Origin of the sequence: Actinomadura bangladeshensis (assembly GCF_004348335.1) — a bacterium.
Classification (GTDB): Bacteria; Actinomycetota; Actinomycetes; order Streptosporangiales; family Streptosporangiaceae; genus Spirillospora; species Spirillospora bangladeshensis.
This window is the reverse complement of sequence record NZ_SMJW01000175.1, coordinates 1-17,510: the sequence shown is the minus strand read 5'-3', so window position 1 is coordinate 17,510 and position 17,510 is coordinate 1. Positions and strand designations below refer to the sequence as shown.

Below are 17,510 nucleotides of genomic sequence, written 5' to 3'. Positions count from 1 at the left end.
CCTCACCCCCGGCCGCCCCGACCTCGCCGCCTTCCCCCGCGAACGCTGGATCGCCGCCGCCCGCGCCGCGCTGCGCACCCTGCCGCACGACGCGCTCGGCTACCCCGACCCCGGCGGCGTCCCGGCCCTGCGCGCGGAGCTCGCCGGCTACCTCGGCCGGGTCCGCGCCGCGCACGCCGACCCCGGCCGGGTCGTGATCATGAACGGGGTGGCGCACGGGCTGTCCGCCCTCCTGGCGCTGCTGCGCGCGCAGGGCGGGAACCCGGCGCTCGCCGTCGAGGACCCGACGAGCGCCCGGCAGTTGCCGATGATGGAGTCCGCCGGGCTGCGGCTCGCCCGCGTCCCGGTCGACGAGGAGGGCCTGGACGTCGCGGCGCTCGCCCGCAGCGGCGCCCGCGCCGTCCTCGTCACGCCCGCGCACCAGTACCCGACCGGCGTGGTGCTGTCGGCCGCCCGCCGCGCCGCGCTGATCGCCTGGGCGCGGGACGTGGACGGCCTGATCCTGGAAGACGACTACGACGCCGAGTTCCGCTACGACCGCGACCCCGTCGGCTGCCTCCAGGGCGTGGACCCCGACCGGGTCGTCCTGCTCGGCTCGGTCAGCAAGTCCCTCGCGCCCGCGCTGCGGCTCGGCTGGGCCGTCGCCCCGCCGGCCCTCGCCGCGCGGCTGCGCGACCACCGCTCCCGCAGCGACCTCGGCGCCCCCGTCGTGGAGCAGTACGCGCTCACCGAGTTCCTCCGCACCGGCGGGTACGACCGGCACCTGCGCACCATGCGGCGCCGCTACCGGGCCCGGCGGGACGCCCTCACCGCCGCCCTCGGCGCCCACCTGCCCGCCGCGAGGGTTCACGGCGTCTCAGCGGGCATCCACCTCTACGTGGAACTACCGCCCGGATGCGACGAGGACGCGGTCGTGGCCGGCGCCGCCCGGATGGGCGTCGCCGTCACCGGCGCCCGCTCCCTCTGGTCGGCCGGACGCGCCGCGGACGCGCCGCCCGCGCTCGTCCTCGGCTACGCGGGCCTGAGCGAGACCCGCCTGGTCAAGGCGGCGGAACTGCTGGGTCAAGCGGTTACCCACGGTGCCGATGGGTAGAACTCGCATTCCCGGTGTAGGAGGTATGGATGAGTCTGGATGAGGCCGCACGGCAGCTGAAAATGGCCGGCCACGACGCGCAGGTGGCCTTCGACTGCATCGGCTTGGGCGACCTCGAACGGGCACAGGAGCACGCCGTGACCCTCCGGGCCGCCGCCGACGCCGCCGAGGTCGCGCTCAGCCGCGCCCTGACGGACATGACCCCGGAACAGGCCCAAGCCGAAGGCGAAAGGGCCATCAGATCACTCGAAGACGCGTGATCGACCGCTGAAGCCCCCGGTCGTGCTCGAACACGGCCGGGGGCCTGCCGTGGCCTACACGACTGGGCGTTCCATGGCGGGGGCGTTCGGGTCGGCGCCTGGCACTGGCTTTGGGTCGAAGCCCTTCGCGGTTGCGAAGACGACCAGGATCAGGGCCGTGGGGACGATGAAGGCCAGGCGTAGGCCGTGGTCGGAGCTCATGGGGGCGATGGCGCCGACCACGGCGGCGCCCAGGACGAACCCCACGTAGTTGAAGATGTTCACTCGGGACACGGCCACGCCGAGGCCCGTCGGGTCGACCCGGGCGGCGGCGGTGAAGGAGACCGGGGCGATCACGCTGAGGCCGAGGCCGGCCACGGCGAACGCGGCGATCGCGAAGGCCGCGTTCGGCGCCGCGACGACCCCGGCCATGCCGACGATGCCGACCAGGCCGCCGATCCGCACCACCTGGACGGCGCCCGAGCGGCGGACGGCGAAGTCGGCGACGCCGCGGCTGATCACCATGGTGATCTGGTAGGCGACGTAGCCGAGCGGCGCGACCCAGTCGCTCGCGGCCAGTTCGTCGTCCAGGTACTTGGCGCCGTAGTTGGAGATCGCCGCGTCGGCGAGGTAGGCGACGGCCATCGCGGCGCCGACGACGAGGATCGGGCGCCACGGGACGCTGCGCCCGGCGGCCTTCAGCTCCTCGGCGGTCGGCCCGCCGCCCTCCTCCGCGCGGCGGTACAGGCGGTGCCCGGTGGCGAGGGAGGCGGCGACCCCCACCGCGGCGGCGATCCCGAAGCAGGTGAACAGCGACAGGTCGATCTTGTTGGACAGCGACGCCCAGAGCCCGCCGGCGATGCCCGCGACGCTCCACACCGCGTAGAAGCCGGTGATCAGGCTGAGCCCGTAGCGGCGCTCGACGGCGACCGCCTGCGCGTTCATCGAGGCGTCCACCGCGCCGACGAACAGGCCGAACAGCGCGACCGCGGCGTACAGCGCGATGTCGTTGTCGCCGGTGAGGCCGATCAGCGCGATCATGACGGCCACGGCCGGCTGGGCGACGCGCAGCACCGGTCCGCTGCCGAGCCGCTGGAACAGGGCGCCGGACACGACGCTCCCCACTCCGGCGACCAGCGGCACCATGAGCAGCACCAGCGACAGCGTGGCGTCGCTCAGATGGTGCGCCTTCTGCAGCTGCGGCACCTGCGTCACCAGCGAGGCGAAGCACAGCCCCTGCACGGCGAACGCCGTGTACGCGGCGAATCGGGCCTGGCGGTCCCGCGCGGTGATGCCCTGGGTCATGCGGCCCGACCTCTCTGGCAACGTGAAGAAGATTCGCGTCAGCGTAGGGACAGGGTACGTGCCAGGTCAATCGTCAATCGACGAGGCGCCCGCGCATGCCGCGGACGGCGATGAGCCACATCAGCGCCGCGAAGGCCATCAGCGCGCCCAGATGGCCGAGATCGGCCAGCGGGTCCAGCCCGAACACCGCGTCCCGGACCAGCTCCACGCAGTGGTAGAGCGGGTTCAGGTAGGACGCCTTCTGCGCCCAGTCCGGCAGCGCGTCCACCGGGAAGAACGTCCCGGCGATCAGGAACAGCGGGGTCACCACGCCGGTGATCACGTAGTCGAACGAGTTGATCGACGGCACCACCGAGGACGTCCACATGCCGAACAGGCCGAAGCCGAGCGCGGTGAAGAACGTCACGAACGGCACCAGCAGCATCCCGAACGAGGGGTCGAGGCCGAAGAACAGCGCCACGATCAGCGGCGTGCACGAGTACACCGCCGACTTGGCCGCGATCCACAGCGCCTCGGCCGTCACCAGCTCGTGGACGTCCACGGGCGCCGCCAGCATCGCGTCGTAGGTGTGCTGGAACACGCGCCTGATGTAGGCGTTGAACATGCCCGGGAAGATCGACGTGAACAGCGCCGCCGTTCCGACGACGCCGGTCGCGACGAAGTCCAGGTACCGGAACCCGGCGACCACCGCGACCATCGAGCCGAACCCGTAGCCGAACGCCAGCAGGTAGAACGTCGGCTCCACCATCGAGGCGAACGACTGCGACTTCCAGTAACGCTTGTAGAGGGCCAACTCGTGCCGCCAGATGCCCCGCACCGGCGCGAACTCGAACCGCCGGAGCCGCGGCGCCCGCTCCGCTGCGCTCATACCCGCTTCCTGTGAGGGGGCGACCCCCCGCGCCCCCCGCTCCGCTGCGCTCATACCCGCTTCCTGCGAGGGGGCGACCCCCCGCACCCCCCGGTTCGCTGCGCTCATTCGACGCGCTCCCCCGTCAATACCACGAACACGTCCTCCAGGCTCGCGGCGCGGCGCACGCCGTCCGGGCCCAGCTCGTCCTCCAGCGAGGGCGGGATCGTCTCCGCCTTCAGCACCGACACCGACGGGCCGGTGCGGCGCGTCGGCAGGCCCGCGGCCCGCGCCAGCCGCTCCACCTCCGCCAGCCGTTCCGGCGGCCCGTGGTGCTCGACGACCCGCTCGCCCGCATACTCGGCCACCAGCTCGGACGGCGACCCCCGCGCGATGACCCTGCCGTGCGACATCAGCGCGCACTCGTCCGCCAGCCGCTCGGCCTCCTCGATGTAGTGCGTGGACATCAGCACGGTCGTGCCCCCGGCCCGCAGCCCGTCGATGAGCCCCCACAGCTCCGCCCGCACCTGCGGGTCGAGGCCGACGGTCGGCTCGTCCAGCAGGACGAGCGCGGGCCGGTGCACCAGCCCGCGGGCGATCAGCAGCCGGCGCCGCATGCCGCCCGACAGGTCGTCCACCTTCGTGCGCTGCCGCTCGGTCAGGTGCGCGATCGCGAGCGCGTCGTCCACGGCCTTGCGCCGCTCCTTGCGCGGCACCCGGTACAGGTGCGCGAACACCTCCAGGTTCTCCCGCGCGGTCAGCTCCTCGTCGAGGTTGTCCTGCTGCGGGACGACCCCCATCGCGGCCCGCGCCCGCTTGGACTCCCGGGGGACGCTGAAACCGAGCACCTCGATGCTCCCCTCGGTGGCGATCGCCTGCGCGGTCAGCATCTTCATCGTCGTCGACTTCCCGGCGCCGTTCGGGCCCAGCAGCCCCAGGCAGACCCCGGTCGGAACCTCCAGGTCCAGCCCGTCCACGGCGGTGAAGCCGCCGAACCGCTTCACGACGCCGCGCAGGCTGATCGCCGCCGTCCCCGCCCCGTCCCGGGCCGCCGCGATCTGGGCACGTTGCAAGGTCATACCCCTCACCCTAGGGACGGGGGCCACCGCGGCCCCAACGGTTTTCTCGCAGGCCGTGCGCCCGCCGGAGGTTAACCTCTAGGGGTGGACGTCCCCCATCGCCCGGCCGGCAAGGCCACCAGCGTGCGCGACCTGCGCGCGTCCGACGCCGACCGGGAGCGCGTCGCCGCCGTGCTCGGCGAGGCCCTCGCGGACGGGCGGCTCACCCTGGAGGAGCACTCCGAGCGCACCTCCCGCGTCTACGCCGCCCGCACCCTCGGCGAGCTGACCGGCCTCACCCGCGACCTCAGCCCCGAGGAGGCCCAGCCCATCCTCGTCGACGACCGCCCGGTCTCGGTGTTCTTCGGCCGCACCCGGCGGGAGGGCCGCTGGGTCGTCCCGGTGAAGCTGCCGCTGCTCGCCCTGTTCGGAACGGTCGAACTCGACCTGCGCGAAGCCGTGCTGCAGCGCCGCCACGTCGTGGTCGACTCGCTCGTGCTCGGCGGCCGGATCCGGCTGATCGTCCCCGACGGCGTCGGCGTCAGCGTCACCGGCCGCACCATCCTCAGCACCCGCGACCTGCGGGCCCGGCCCGCGCAGGACGGGCCCACGGTCGAGGTCGGCGGCACGGTGATCTTCGGCTCGGTGCGCGCCCGCGCGCCGAAGCGGTCGCTGCGCGCCCGCGTCCGCGGCCGGCTCGGCCGGGGCCGCTAGACCGCCGTGTCGAAGTTGATCGCGCTGTAGGCGCGCAGCTTGCTCAGCTGGTGCTCGCTGGAGATCGTCCGGATCGTCCCGCTGCGCGAGCGCATCACCAGCGAGTGCGTCACCGCCGTGCCCTTGCTGTAGCGGACGCCGTCGACCAGCTCCCCGTCGGTGATCCCGGTCGCGGCGAAGAACACGTCGTCGGACGTCACCAGGTCGTCGGTGGTCAGCACCCGGCCGAGGTCGTGCCCGGCGTCCTTCGCCTTCTGCTTCTCCGCGTCGTCCTGCGGCCACAGCCGGCCCTGGATCACCCCGCCCAGCGCCTTGATCGCGCACGCCGCGATGATGCCCTCCGGGGTGCCGCCGATGCCGAGCAGCAGGTCCACGCCGGTGCCCGGACGGGACGCCATGATCGCGCCCGCCACGTCGCCATCCAGGATGAACTTGATCCGCGCCCCGGCCTCGCGGACCTCCTTCACGATGCCCTCGTGCCGCGGCCGGTCCAGGATGCAGACGGTCACGTCGTGCGGCGAGGACCCCTTCGCGCGGGCGATCGCGCGGATGTTGTCGGCGATCGGCCGCTCGATGTCGACGACGTCCGCCGCCTCCGGGCCGGTCACCAGCTTCTCCATGTAGAACACGGCGGACGGGTCGAACATCGACCCGCGCGGTGCCACCGACAGCACCGCGATCGCGTTGTTCATGCCGAGCGCGGTCAGCCGCGTCCCGTCCACCGGGTCGACCGCGACGTCGCACTCGGCGCCGGAGCCGTCCCCGACCTCCTCGCCGTTGAACAGCATCGGCGCGTGGTCCTTCTCGCCCTCGCCGATCACGACGACACCCTGCATGGACACCGTGTTGATCAGCTGGCGCATGGCGTTCACCGCCGCCCCGTCGGCGCCGTTCTTGTCGCCCCGGCCCACCCAGCGGGCCGCGGCCATCGCGGCGGCCTCGGTCACCCGGACGAGCTCCATCGCCAGGTTGCGGTCGGGAGCCTCCGGCTCGGTCGCGAGCGGGGAGGAAACGGTGGTCTCATCGGACATGACGGGGCAGCCCCTTCGTTCGGTGGTGCCTCGGATTCTCCGTGGACCGGACGGCGGGCCACAAATTGGACCAGACCAGCCGAACGCACGGATCGTACCGGCACCCGCGGTACCAGCCCCGCGCGGCGCCCTGATTTGACGGTCACGCGGGCAAGGGATCGTTTCCCCATGGGAGAGGGCGTAATCTCAGGCACCATGAGCAGCGACATCGACGTCTCGTCCGGCGAGGTGGCCCGCGACGGGGGTGCGCGGCGCCCGGCCGAGGCGCCCGCCCGGACCTCCGACCGCGGGGCCGCCACGCGCGGCGCACTGCTGACCGCGGCCAGGGACGTCTTCTGTGCGTCGGGGTTCGCCCAGGCCGCGGTCACCGACATCGTCGCCAAGGCGGGCGCCAGCGTCGGCAGCCTCTACCACCACTTCAACGGCAAGGCGGACCTGTATCTCACGCTGTTCGAGGACTTCCAGGGCCGCCAGCAGGAGCGCACCCGCGAGGCGATCAGCGCCGTCCGGGAGGCGGGCGAGACCGACCCCATGCGGCAGTTCATCGCCGGCGCGGGCGCCTACCTGAACGGCTGCCTCGACGAGCGCGACGCCGCCCGGCTGTTCATCTCCGGCGACGGCCCGCCCGGGTTCGACCGCGTCATGCGGCAGCGGCTCAACAAGTGGGCGCGCCGCAACGCCGCGCTGTTCCACACCCCCGGCGGCGGCGTCGACGAGGCCCTCGTCACCGTGCTGACCGGCGCGATGGCGGGCGCGGTCTCGGAGATCTCGCTGCTGGACGACGAGGACGCCGCCCGCCGCCTCGCCGAGGAGATCATGGGCATCGTCGGCACGATCCGCAACCCCCGTACGGAGCAGCGCTGACCGTGGGGGATCCTGGAGGGGTGAGCGACAAGACCCCTTCCACCGCCGCGGAGCCCGGAGCGCGCACCGAACCGCGCGCCGAGGACGGCGCGCAGGCCCCGCACGAGCAGGAGACCCCGGCCCGGCAGGACGCGTCCGGGCGGCCGATCGTCGAGGTCAGCCCCGGCGTGCACAAGCGGCTGACCACGGGGCTCGGCGGCTTCACGCTCGCGATGGCCGCGTGCCTGCTGCTGGTGCTGGCGATCTACGTCGTGTCGCCGCGCGGCGACAAGGAGGTCCTGCCGACCGTCGACTACAGCTCGCAGCTGTGGGCGATGCGCAGCGACGCGCCGTTCACCGTGTACGCGCCCGTGGGCCTGCCCGCCGACTGGCGCCCGAACAGCTCCCGGCTGAACGGGCTGAAGTCCGGCGGCAAGGACCCGGTCTCCTGGCACCTCGGGTTCGTGACGCCGAGCGACGAGTACGCGGCGCTGGAGCAGAGCAACGAGAAGGCGTCGGAGTACGTCCCGCGCATGGCCAACAGCAGCACGCCGGTCGGGACGCAGCAGGTCGACGGCGTCACCTGGACGAAGTACCACCGCAAGGACAAGAAGGCCAACACCCTCGCCCGCACCCTGCCGGACGGCGCCAGCCTCGTGCTGACCGGCACCGCGTCCTACCAGGAGCTGGCCGTCCTGGCGGCGTCGCTCAAGCCGCAGAGCAAGGAGGGCGCGACGCTCGCGCCCTCGCCGGCGGCGACACCGGCCTCCTGACCGTCAGAACGGGGCCGCGTCCCCGTTCTCGGGCCTGTCGAGGGCGGCGGCGAGCCGTGCGCGGGCGCCCTCCAGCCACTCCTCGCACACCGCGGCGAGCTTCTCGCCCCGCTCCCACAGCCCGAGCGACTCCTCCAGCGTGAGCCCGCCCGCCTCCAGCCGCTTGACGACCTCGGTCAGCTCGTCCCGTGCCTGCTCGTACGACGGCTTCTCCGCCGTCCCCTCGTCGTCCGCCACCTGCCCTACCCTAAGACCCCTCACGGCCGGTCACGGCCACGTCCAGGCGCCCGTCGGACAGCCGCACGTGCAGATGCTCCCCGTCCTTGACGGCCGCGGCCTCGCGCACGACCGACCCGTCCTCCCGCTGGACGATCGCGTAGCCGCGCTCCAGCGTGGCGGCGGGGGACAGGGCCAGCAGCCGGGCGCGGGTGTGCGACAGCTCGTCCCCGGCCCGGTCCAGCGCCCCGGACAGGCACCGGCGCGTCCGGTCCCGCAGCGCCGCGACCTGCTCGGACTGCCGCTCGATCTCCCGTACCGGGTCGGCCAGCGCGGGCCGCGACCGCACCGCCCTCAGCCACGCCAGCTCCCGGTCGACGGCCCCCGCCAGGCAGCGCCGCCCCCGGTCGCGCAGCTGCCGGACGAGCTGCAGCTGCTCCCGCACGTCCGGCACGGCCTTCTTCGCCGCGTCCGTCGGGGTCGAGGCGCGCACGTCCGCGACCAGGTCCAGGATGGGGGAGTCCTGCTCGTGCCCGATCGCGCTGACCACCGGGGTGCGGGCCGCCGACACCGCCCGGACGAGCGCCTCGTCGGAGAACGGCAGCAGGTCTTCCATCGCGCCGCCGCCCCGCGCGATGATGATCACATCGATCTCGGGATCGGCGTCCAGCGCCCGCAGCGCCTCCATCACCTCGCCGACCGCGTACGAGCCCTGCACCGCGGTGTTCTCCACCCGGAACGCGACCGCGGGCCAGCGCCGCCGGGCGTTCTGCAGAACGTCGTGCTCGGCGTCGGAGTCGCGCCCGCAGATCAGCCCGATCTTCCCGGGCAGGAACGGCAGCGGGCGCTTGCGCTCCGGCCGGAACAGCCCCTCCGACGCCAGGACCTGCTTCAGCCGCTCCAGCCGGGCCAGCAGCTCCCCGACCCCGACCGGCCGGATCTCCAGCACGCTCAGCGAGAACGTCCCCCGGTTGATCCAGAAGTCCGGCTTGGCGTGCACCACGACGCGGGCGCCGTCGGCCACCGCCGGCCCGGCGGCCTCGAACACCGCGCGCGGCCCGACGACCCGCACCGACATGTTCGCCACCGGGTCGCGGAGCGTCATGTAGACCGTCCCGCCGCGGGCGTTGAGGTCGGTGATCTGGCCCTCGACCCAGATCCGGCCTAGCCTGCCGATCCAGCCGCTCACCGCCTGCAGCACCGTCCGCACCGGAACCGGGGATTCGGCCGTGGTCTCCATCGCCATGCAGGAACACTACTGACTACGACCTTGAGGAGAGTGAACGTGACCGCATCCGAACGCGAGCTCGCCGAGCAGCTCAACCTGCGCCTGCGCCACGTCGTGCTGATGCTGCGGCAGGTGAGCGCCGACCAGCCGGTCACGCCGCAGCAGCTGTCCGTGCTCGGGTCGCTGGAGCACGGGCCGCGCCGGATGACCGAGCTGGCCGCCGAGCACGGCGTCCGGCTGCCGACCATGACCGCGCAGATCAACCGGCTGGAGCGCGACGCGCTGATCACCCGCGGCCGGGACGGCGCCGACGCCCGGGTCGTCACGGCGCGGCTCACCGCGGCGGGCCGCGACCGGCTGGCCGAGGGCCGGGAGCGCCGGCTCGCGTTCCTCACCGAGCGGCTCGCGAACCTGACGGACGCGGAACGCTCGCTGGTCGCGGCGGCCCTGCCCGCCTTCGACAAGCTCCTCGGCGGGTCCTGACGCGCAGAAGCCCCCGGGCAGGCCGGGGGCTCCTCCGTCGCGGCCGAGCGTCAGCCGAGGCCGTTGAGCTTGGCGATGCGGCGCTCGTACATGCGGATGACGTCCTCGCGGCCGGCGTGCTTGCGCTCGTACTCGCGCAGCAGCTTCACCTGCTCGACGGACAGGCCGCGCAGGCGCGCCCGCAGCTGCGGCAGCGTCGCCGTGTCGTAGTCGGGGACCGGCAGGTCCTCGGCGATGTGCGCGGCCTCCGCCGGGGCGGCCGGCTTGTTCTCCGGCTTCGGCTCGAACGCCTTCTCGTCCTCGGTGACCGCCTTCTCCGTCGCCTCGTCCGACGCCTCGGCCGGTGCGGGCTTGCCGGTGTCGGCCGGCTTCTTCGCCTCGGCGGGCTCCGGGCTCGGGGCGGGCTCGGCCTGCGGTGCGGGCTCCGGCTTCGGCTCGGACGGCACCGGCTTCGGCGCGGGCTCGGCGACCGGCGCACCCTCGCCGGCGTGCTCGTCCGCCGGCTTGGCGTGCCTGCGTCCCAGCGCGCCCGGCTTGGCGGGCTTCGGCGGCACCCCGGGCCGCGCGTGCTTCGGCGCGTGCCGCGGCTCGGCGCCGGGCTTGCCGACGGAGATCTCCGCACCTGCCGTGCGCGCGGCGGGCGTCCGGCCCGCGGGCCGGGTCCGGCGGACGGGCTCCGGCTCGGGTTCGGGCTCGGCCTCCTCACCGCGGACCCGCTCGACCACGCGCCCGACGACCTTCTCGGCCGTGGTCTGGACGTCGTCGCGCAGCCGCCCGATCACCGGCTTCACGCCGCCGCCCTCGGTGATCTCCTTGTAGTCCCGGGTGAGCCGGTCGCCCAGCAGCAGCGCCCGGCCGACGCCGAACATGGCCAGCCGGACGGCGTGCAGCGGGAGATCGCGGACCTGCTCGCCCACCGTGTCCCGGACCTGCTCCTTGAGGCGGCGCGGCGATTTCGTCATCGACTCTTCCTCTTCCTGCCTCGTCTCGTGAGGACCACTCTGCCCCATGGGTGCGATGAGGGTCTCCCCGGGTTAATGGATTTCTGTCCAAATACGGCATGGAGTCGGTCACAGCCCGGTCACTCCTATGCCCCGGTCACTCGTACGATAGAGCCATGACCGCCAACAGCCAGCGCCGAGTCCTGCTCGCCAAGCCGCGTGGTTACTGCGCAGGCGTCGACCGGGCCGTCCAGACGGTCGAGATCGCCCTGGAGAAGTACGGGGCGCCGATCTACGTCCGCAAGCAGATCGTGCACAACGTCCACGTCGTGAAGACGCTGGAGGAGCGCGGCGCGATCTTCGTGGACGAGACCGAGGAGGTCCCCGAGGGGTCGATCGTCGTGTTCTCCGCGCACGGCGTGGCGCCCGTCGTGCACGAGGAGGCCAAGGGCCTCGACCTGCGCACCATCGACGCCACCTGCCCGCTGGTCACCAAGGTCCACAAGGAGGCCGTGCGGTTCGCCGCGCAGGACTACGACATCCTGCTGATCGGCCACGAGGGGCACGAGGAGGTGATCGGCACCACCGGTGAGGCCCCTGACCACATCCACCTCGTCGACGGCCCCGACGACGTCGCCAACGTCCAGGTCCGCGACCCCGAGAAGGTGGCGTGGCTGTCGCAGACCACGCTGTCGGTGGACGAGACCGTCGCCACCGTCGAGAAGCTCCGCGAGCGGTTCCCCAAGCTGATGGACCCGCCGTCCGACGACATCTGCTACGCCACCCAGAACCGGCAGGTCGCCGTGAAGGAGATGGCGGCGCAGTCCCAGCTCGTCATCGTCGTCGGCTCCACGAACTCCTCGAACTCCGTGCGGCTGGTCGAGGTCGCCAAGGAGCACGGCGCCGACGACGCCCACCTCGTCGACTACGCCGAGCAGATCGACCCGGCCTGGCTGGAGGGCGTCACCACCGTCGGCGTCACCAGCGGCGCGTCCGTCCCGGACGAACTGGTCCAGGAGGTCCTCGCCTGGCTCGCCGAGCGCGGCTTCGGCGAGGCGGAGGAGATCGAGTCCGTCCAGGAGCGCATGCGCTTCTCCCTGCCCAAGGAACTCCGCAAGGACCTCCGCATCACGCCGGTCTGACCGCTCGGGGCGCGGCGGGGTCAGTCGACCTCGCCGTGGTGGAGGCGGCGGTCCCGCGTCGCGGCCGGGGCCTCGTCCCACCGGACGGGGTTCTCGTTCTCCTCCTTCTCGAAGAGACGCACCCCGACCAGCTTGTCGCGCAGCTCGCGGACGTTGGTCATGAGGCCCCGCGCCAGGCAAATCACCAGCACCAGCAGCGTGCCGAAGAACAGCCACGGCGCGGTGGCAGCCAGTGCGGTGAGGACGCCGACCGTGAGGCCGCGCAGCAGCGAGCCGTTGCCGAGCGTGGTCGCGAACACGACCGTGACGGTGGCGGCGAAGAACACCAGCGGGGGGCTGACGACGAGCGTCAGCAGGTCGGCGGGACGCGTCGCGAACGCGGCCAGCGCGCAGCCGATCGCGAACCCGGCGCCGGCGAGCAGCGGCACGTCGAACCAGCGCGACAGCAGCCCGCACACGACCCCGGCGGCGAACATGACGACGATGCCGCCGCGCCCGGTCAGCGTGACCGGGCTCCCCGCGGCCCGCGAGCGCGGCGCGGCGGCGCCGTGCCGACGTCCCACAGAACCCCCCGGAGCCGGCGAGGCGCCGCCGGGCGCATCGCGTGCCGTCGATGAACTCATCGCCACCCCTTCGCCGTGGGGGAGGGATCCCCCGCACTCCCCGGTCCGCTCCGCTCGGGGCGGTCGCGCCGGTCGATCTGCTCGGGGATGGCCTCTGAGCCGAAACCTACCGCTTCCGCGCCCGGGGCGGGCCGGAGTTCCTCGCCGTCTTGACGGCCGTCCGGGAGGTCGTCCGCCGCGGTGAGTTCGGCTGCGGAGAGCGCGCGGGGGCTTTCCTCCACGGGACGCGGGCCGTCGAGGCGGTCGTCGACCACGCCGAGTTCGTTCAGCTTGCGCGCACTGACCAGCACGCGGGTTTCCAGCGATCCGACCGTCCGGTTGTAGGACTTGATGGCGCCGGTCAGCGCGCGGCCCAGTTCGTCGACGTGCTGCCCCATCGTGCCGAGCCGCTCGTACAGTTCCTTGCCCAGTTCGAAGACCGCGCGGGCGTTGCGGGAGAGGGCGGCCTGCTGCCACGCGTAGGACGCCGTCCGCAGCATCGTGATGAGGGTGGTCGGCGTGGCGATGTGCACTCGGCGGCGCATCGCGTACTCCAGCAGGCCGGGGTCGCGGTCGAGCGCCGGGGCGAGGAACGCCTCGCCGGGGATGAACAGGACCACGAACTCCGGCGCGGGGCTGAACGCCTGCCAGTACGACTTGGCGGCCAGGCGGTCGACGTGGTCGCGCAGATGGCGGGCGTGCGCGTCCAGCCGGACCGGGTCGCCGCTCTCGGCGGCCTGCAGGTAGGCGGCCAGGGAGACCTTGGAGTCGACCACGATGCTCTTGCCGCCGGCCAGCCGCACCACCATGTCGGGACGCACCGTGCCGTCGGCCGTGAAGGCGCTCGCCTGCTCGTCGAAGTCGCAGTGGTGCGTCATGCCCGCCAGCTCCACGACCCGGCGCAGCTGCAGTTCGCCCCACCGTCCCCGCGCCTCGGGCCGCTGCAGCGCCCGGACGAGCGACTGGGTCTCGCGGCGCAGCTGGTCGGAGCTCTGCCGGACGAAGTCGACCTGCTTGGCCAGCATCGCGTGCGACTCGCGGCGGCCCGTCTCCACCTCGCGGAGCTGCTCCTCGACCTTGGCGAGGGTCTCCTTGAGCGGCGCGACCAGATGCTCGACGGCCTGCTGGCGGCGCTGCAGATCGCCCGCCGCCTCGGCCCCGGCCGCCTTGAGCCGCGCGTCCGCCAGCTCCAGGAACCGCTGGTTGCTGGCGTCCAGCGCCTTCGCGGACAGGTTCTCGAAGTGCTCGGCCATCCGGTCCTCGGCGTAGGCGAGCTTCTCCTCGGCCGCCCGCGCCCGCGCGATCAGCGCGCCGTGCCTGCTCGCCTGCCGGCCCGTGGCCAGCGCGTACCCGGCGACGGCGCCGAAGACGGCGCCGAGGAGCAGGCCGGCGAGCAGCGCGAGGTCCATCCGCTCATCGTGGCAGCGCGGCGGCGAAGCACGACCGCGACGCGCCGATGCCCGGCGGACGCCGCGTTCCGGACATCCGGCGGAACGGGCGGAGTTTCGCGGCAGTCCGCGCGGCCGTACGAGGGGTCCCCGGGCGCTCATAGACTTGACCGCCGTGAGCCTCTCCATCGGAATCGTCGGGCTGCCCAACGTCGGCAAGTCCACCCTGTTCAACGCGCTGACCAAGAACGACGCGCTGGCCGCCAACTACCCGTTCGCGACCATCGAGCCCAACGTCGGCGTGGTCGGGGTGCCCGACCCGCGCCTGCACGCGCTGGCGGAGATCTTCGGCTCGCAGAAGATCATCCCGGCGACGATGGAGTTCGTCGACATCGCGGGCATCGTGAAAGGCGCGTCCGAGGGCCAGGGCCTCGGCAACAAGTTCCTCGCCAACATCCGCGAGACCAACGCGATCTGCCAGGTCATCCGCGCGTTCGAGGACCCCGACGTCACGCACGTGGACGGCGACGTCGCCCCGTCCCGCGACATCGAGACGATCAACACCGAGCTGATCCTGGCCGACCTCCAGACGATCGAGAAGGCGCTGCCGCGCCTCGACAAGGAGGCGCGCACCAAGAAGGACAAGGACAAGCTCGCCGTCGTCGACGCCGTCAACGCCGCGCAGAAGCTGCTGAACGACGGCGTCACGCTCTTCGCGGGCGCGGACAAGGCCGGCATCGACCCGGCGCTGCTGCGCGAGCTGCACCTGCTCACCGCGAAGCCGTTCCTCTACGTCTTCAACCTCGACGAGAGCGAGCTGACCGACGAGGCGCTGCGCGCGCGCCTGCGCGACCTGGTGGCCCCGGCCGAGGCGATCTTCCTGGACGCCAAGATCGAGGCCGAGCTGATCGAGCTGCCGGACGACGAGGCGCTCGAACTGCTGCAGGGCATGGGCCAGGAGGAGTCGGGCCTCTCGCAGCTCGTCCGGATCGGGTTCGGCACCCTCGGCCTGCAGACCTACCTGACGGCCGGGCCCAAGGAGGCGCGGGCCTGGACGATCCGCAAGGGCGCCACCGCGCCGGAGGCGGCCGGCGTCATCCACACCGACTTCCAGCGCGGCTTCATCAAGGCCGAGATCGTCTCCTTCGGCGACCTGGTCGAGGCCGGCTCCATGGCCGCCGCCCGCACCGCCGGCCGGGTCCGCATGGAGGGCAAGGAGTACGTGATGCAGGACGGCGACGTCGTGGAGTTCCGCTTCAACGTCTGACCGCCCCGCCGATCGGCCGTTCCGGCGTCTGACAACGGCCGTGACCAGTGTGATTTTGGCAACAGCGGGTCGCTCCGGGGCCCATGGGGCCACTGAGCTGGGCGTTTTAGCGTGAGATGTCGCGAATGTGGCACATTGTCGGTTTCTTTCGGGAACAGTCGACGGCCGTCGCGGCCACCCGGTAACCAAGCAACAACCGAGTCGTGCCGCTTGTCCGAAACCTGGACCTGCGCACTCTTCGGAGCCTTGGATAGGGGATCGTCACCGTTTGGCAATCTTCCCCGTTCCTGCTGAGGTGGATTGCATTATCCACAACCGCGTGCCGGGGCTGTGCTTCGCTGCGATGCGCTGGAACAATTGACGCCCGTGGTTACCCTGGGCCCGAGGTGGGTTCGGAAAAGCCACCGGAACACGACCAGGCAGCACACAGGCAGCACAGGAGCGCGCCGACCGGGGGCGAGGCGCGAGCGGAGGCAGGATGGCTCGCAGGTCGGCCGCGGGACGCGGCCGTGACACCGCCGTAGTCGAGGAGACCGCGGCGCCCGGCCGGGCGCTCGCGTCCTCCGCCGACCCGTCGTGGGACCTGCCCGAGCGAGACGGCCCGCGCGGCCGCGGCCGGTCGCGCGGCGGCCGCTGGGGCGGCTCCGGCGGCCGCTGGTGGGTGTGGGTCGGCCGCGCCGTGCTGTGGGCGCTGATCATCGTCATCCTCGTCAACGGCGTCCGCGCCCCGTTCGAGCGCTTCACCGCCGACGACTCCTCCTCCGGCGGCGGGAGCACCGCATCGTCCAAGCCGCCGAAGAGCGCCGCGTTCCCCAGCAGCGCCGCGGGCGCGTTCGCCCTCCAGTTCGCCAACGTCTATCTGAACTACGACCAGAAGAACGCCCCCGCCCGCGAGGCGCAATTGCGCACCTTCCTGCCCGACGGCGCCGACGCGCAATTCGGGTGGAACAGCGTCGGGAAGATGCAGGTGCAGTCCGTCCAGGTCGCCGGAGTGGACGCCCGCGACGCCCACAACGCGACCGTGACGCTGCTCGCCCGCACCGCCGACCGGTGGCTGCGCCTCGCCGTTCCCGTGTACGCCGACACGAGCGGCTCCCTGGTCGTGTCCGCCCGCCCCGCACTTCTTCCCCCGCCGACCAAGGCCCAGCTCCCGCAGGGCGGCGTCGACGACCGCGACACCGCGCTGGAGAACGAGCTCAAGCCCTTCCTCGGCACCTTCTTCCAGGAGTACGCGACCGGCAACCAGGAGGCGCTGTCGCGCTTCTCCGACGGGACGACCATCGCCGGCCTCGCCAACTCCGTCACGTTCGTGCAGGTCAAGGAGGTCGTTGCGCCGAAGGGCCCCGGCGGCGAGCGCACCGTCACCGCGACGGTGGTGTGGCAGCTCGCCGGGGGCGGCGGCGGTGAGCTGGAGCAGACCTACCAGCTCGCCATGGTCAAGAAGGGCACGACCTGGCTCGTGCGCGACATTCGCGGCACCACCGAACCGGACGCGTCATGAGAGGCCGCGAATTGAATTGTCCAACCCCCGAATCCGCCGACCAAGGAAGGTAGTCAGTCGATGCTGCAACACCTCATGGCGTCGATTCCGTACGAAATCCTGGCGGACGACGAACTCAAAACCGACCAGCTCGCCGACTGGCTCCGCCAGATATTCGGCCCGCTGTTCCTCGTGATCGTCTCCATCGTGGCGATCTTCTTCCTGTTCACCCGCGAGATCACGCGCTTCGTCCAATTCATCGTGCTGGCGATCGGAATCGGAGTGGTCTTCTACGTGCCGAACATCATCGAGACGACGGCCAAGGCGATCGCCAAGGCCCTCGGTGTGGACGTCTCCTGAACGTCCTGGAGCGCAGTTAGGGGAGTAGGGCGTGGATCTACCCACGTACACGAACATCTGGCGCATCGAGAAGCGGCTCTACAAGCTGTACGACCTGCGGCTTCCGATGCCGCTGCCGCTCGTCCAGATCGGCGTGTTCCTCGGCGTGTTCGTGCCGTGGATCCTCCTGCTCAGGCTCGTCGGCATCCCCTTCGAGTCGCCGTGGCACGTCCTCTACATCGTCCCGCCGGGCGTCCTGACCTGGCTGGCGACGCGCCCGGTGATCGAGGGCAAGCGCCTCACCGAGCTGCTGCTCTCGCAGACCCGCTACCTCGCCGAGCCGCGCACCTGGTGCCGCCTCACCCCCATCCGCGAGCCCCGCGAAGTGGTGATCGTCGCCCGCGTGTGGCGCCGCGCCGAGGCCCCCGCCGCGATGGAGCGCGCCGCCGTCAAGGCCCACCGCAAGCGCCGCCGGGAGCCCGCGCCGACCCCCCTCCCGGCCCGCCTGCCCCGCCCCGCGG

Annotated in this window: 20 protein-coding genes; 11 read left to right on the top strand and 9 right to left on the bottom strand. The window is 72.5% G+C overall.

From position 1 onward, the window contains the following. Positions 1-1,093 (top strand): aminotransferase-like domain-containing protein (locus E1284_RS27965; protein ID WP_131943131.1); only part of this gene is annotated, 1,093 nt, incomplete at its 5' end. A gap of 29 nt (positions 1,094-1,122) precedes the next feature. After that, a complete protein-coding gene (locus tag E1284_RS27960; protein ID WP_131943130.1) occupies positions 1,123-1,353 on the top strand; it encodes a hypothetical protein in 231 nt (76 codons plus the stop codon). A 54-nt stretch (positions 1,354-1,407) separates the two neighbouring features. Here the strand turns inward: E1284_RS27960 and E1284_RS27955 are convergent, their stop codons facing one another. The 3 genes from E1284_RS27955 to E1284_RS27945 form a co-directional block, all read right to left on the bottom strand. Next, positions 1,408-2,637 carry an MFS transporter gene (locus E1284_RS27955; protein WP_165965455.1) on the bottom strand — a complete coding sequence of 410 codons (1,230 nt, stop codon included), beginning with the start codon at positions 2,635-2,637 and terminating at the stop codon, positions 1,408-1,410. Positions 2,638-2,710: 73 nt separating this feature from the next. Next, positions 2,711-3,505: an ABC transporter permease gene (locus E1284_RS27950; RefSeq protein WP_131943129.1), complete on the bottom strand. Its 795-nt coding sequence runs from the start codon at positions 3,503-3,505 to the stop codon at positions 2,711-2,713. A gap of 104 nt (positions 3,506-3,609) precedes the next feature. Next, entirely contained in the window at positions 3,610-4,563 is a 954-nt protein-coding gene (locus tag E1284_RS27945; RefSeq protein WP_131943128.1) for an ABC transporter ATP-binding protein, read from the bottom strand. A gap of 84 nt (positions 4,564-4,647) precedes the next feature. Between E1284_RS27945 and E1284_RS27940 the strand changes: the two genes are divergently transcribed. Next, positions 4,648-5,256, top strand: a complete 609-nt coding sequence (locus E1284_RS27940; protein ID WP_207923985.1) for a DUF1707 SHOCT-like domain-containing protein — start codon at positions 4,648-4,650, stop codon at positions 5,254-5,256. On the opposite strand, the gene glpX is transcribed toward E1284_RS27940, so the two are convergent. After that, positions 5,253-6,287 (bottom strand): class II fructose-bisphosphatase, encoded by a 1,035-nt coding sequence (gene glpX / locus E1284_RS27935; RefSeq protein WP_131943127.1) that lies wholly within the window; start codon positions 6,285-6,287, stop codon positions 5,253-5,255. The two genes, E1284_RS27940 and glpX, sit on opposite strands and share 4 nt — an antisense overlap. A gap of 195 nt (positions 6,288-6,482) precedes the next feature. On the opposite strand from glpX, the gene E1284_RS27930 reads away from it, so the two are divergent. Then, complete coding sequence (locus E1284_RS27930) at positions 6,483-7,151, top strand: TetR/AcrR family transcriptional regulator (protein WP_131943126.1); 669 nt, start codon at positions 6,483-6,485, stop codon at positions 7,149-7,151. A gap of 20 nt (positions 7,152-7,171) precedes the next feature. Continuing rightward, positions 7,172-7,903, top strand: a complete 732-nt coding sequence (locus E1284_RS27925; RefSeq protein WP_243714788.1) for a DUF4245 domain-containing protein — start codon at positions 7,172-7,174, stop codon at positions 7,901-7,903. A 3-nt stretch (positions 7,904-7,906) separates the two neighbouring features. On the opposite strand, the gene E1284_RS27920 is transcribed toward E1284_RS27925, so the two are convergent. Further along, entirely contained in the window at positions 7,907-8,140 is a 234-nt protein-coding gene (locus E1284_RS27920) for an exodeoxyribonuclease VII small subunit (RefSeq protein WP_131943124.1), read from the bottom strand. Positions 8,141-8,150: 10 nt separating this feature from the next. Next, positions 8,151-9,365: an exodeoxyribonuclease VII large subunit gene (gene xseA, locus E1284_RS27915; protein ID WP_131943123.1), complete on the bottom strand. Its 1,215-nt coding sequence runs from the start codon at positions 9,363-9,365 to the stop codon at positions 8,151-8,153. Between the two features lie 39 nt (positions 9,366-9,404). Here xseA and E1284_RS27910 point away from each other — a divergent pair, with 39 nt between their 5' ends. Continuing rightward, positions 9,405-9,830 (top strand): MarR family winged helix-turn-helix transcriptional regulator, encoded by a 426-nt coding sequence (locus E1284_RS27910; protein ID WP_243714787.1) that lies wholly within the window; start codon positions 9,405-9,407, stop codon positions 9,828-9,830. Positions 9,831-9,880: 50 nt separating this feature from the next. Here the strand turns inward: E1284_RS27910 and E1284_RS27905 are convergent, their stop codons facing one another. Then, entirely contained in the window at positions 9,881-10,792 is a 912-nt protein-coding gene (locus tag E1284_RS27905) for a DUF8129 domain-containing protein (protein WP_131943122.1), read from the bottom strand. 155 nt (positions 10,793-10,947) lie between these two features. Between E1284_RS27905 and E1284_RS27900 the strand changes: the two genes are divergently transcribed. Next, the gene (locus E1284_RS27900; RefSeq protein WP_131943121.1) at positions 10,948-11,913 is read left to right on the top strand and encodes a 4-hydroxy-3-methylbut-2-enyl diphosphate reductase; all 966 of its coding nucleotides are present in this window, start codon (positions 10,948-10,950) and stop codon (positions 11,911-11,913) included. 20 nt (positions 11,914-11,933) lie between these two features. Here E1284_RS27900 and E1284_RS27895 read toward each other — a convergent pair whose 3' ends face one another. Continuing rightward, complete coding sequence (locus E1284_RS27895) at positions 11,934-12,476, bottom strand: DUF6542 domain-containing protein (RefSeq protein ID WP_131943120.1); 543 nt, start codon at positions 12,474-12,476, stop codon at positions 11,934-11,936. 56 nt (positions 12,477-12,532) lie between these two features. Beyond that, positions 12,533-13,924, bottom strand: a complete 1,392-nt coding sequence (locus tag E1284_RS27890; RefSeq protein ID WP_131943119.1) for a DNA recombination protein RmuC — start codon at positions 13,922-13,924, stop codon at positions 12,533-12,535. A 154-nt stretch (positions 13,925-14,078) separates the two neighbouring features. Here E1284_RS27890 and ychF point away from each other — a divergent pair, with 154 nt between their 5' ends. The 4 genes from ychF to E1284_RS27870 form a co-directional block, all read left to right on the top strand. After that, complete coding sequence (gene ychF, locus E1284_RS27885; RefSeq protein WP_131943118.1) at positions 14,079-15,170, top strand: redox-regulated ATPase YchF; 1,092 nt, start codon at positions 14,079-14,081, stop codon at positions 15,168-15,170. A 478-nt stretch (positions 15,171-15,648) separates the two neighbouring features. Beyond that, positions 15,649-16,671, top strand: coding sequence for a conjugal transfer protein (locus E1284_RS27880; protein WP_131943117.1), 1,023 nt, complete (start codon positions 15,649-15,651; stop codon positions 16,669-16,671). A gap of 60 nt (positions 16,672-16,731) precedes the next feature. Continuing rightward, positions 16,732-17,010 carry a hypothetical protein gene (locus E1284_RS27875; protein ID WP_131943116.1) on the top strand — a complete coding sequence of 93 codons (279 nt, stop codon included), beginning with the start codon at positions 16,732-16,734 and terminating at the stop codon, positions 17,008-17,010. 31 nt (positions 17,011-17,041) lie between these two features. Continuing rightward, positions 17,042-17,510 (top strand): conjugal transfer protein (locus tag E1284_RS27870; protein ID WP_131943115.1); only part of this gene is annotated, 469 nt, incomplete at its 3' end.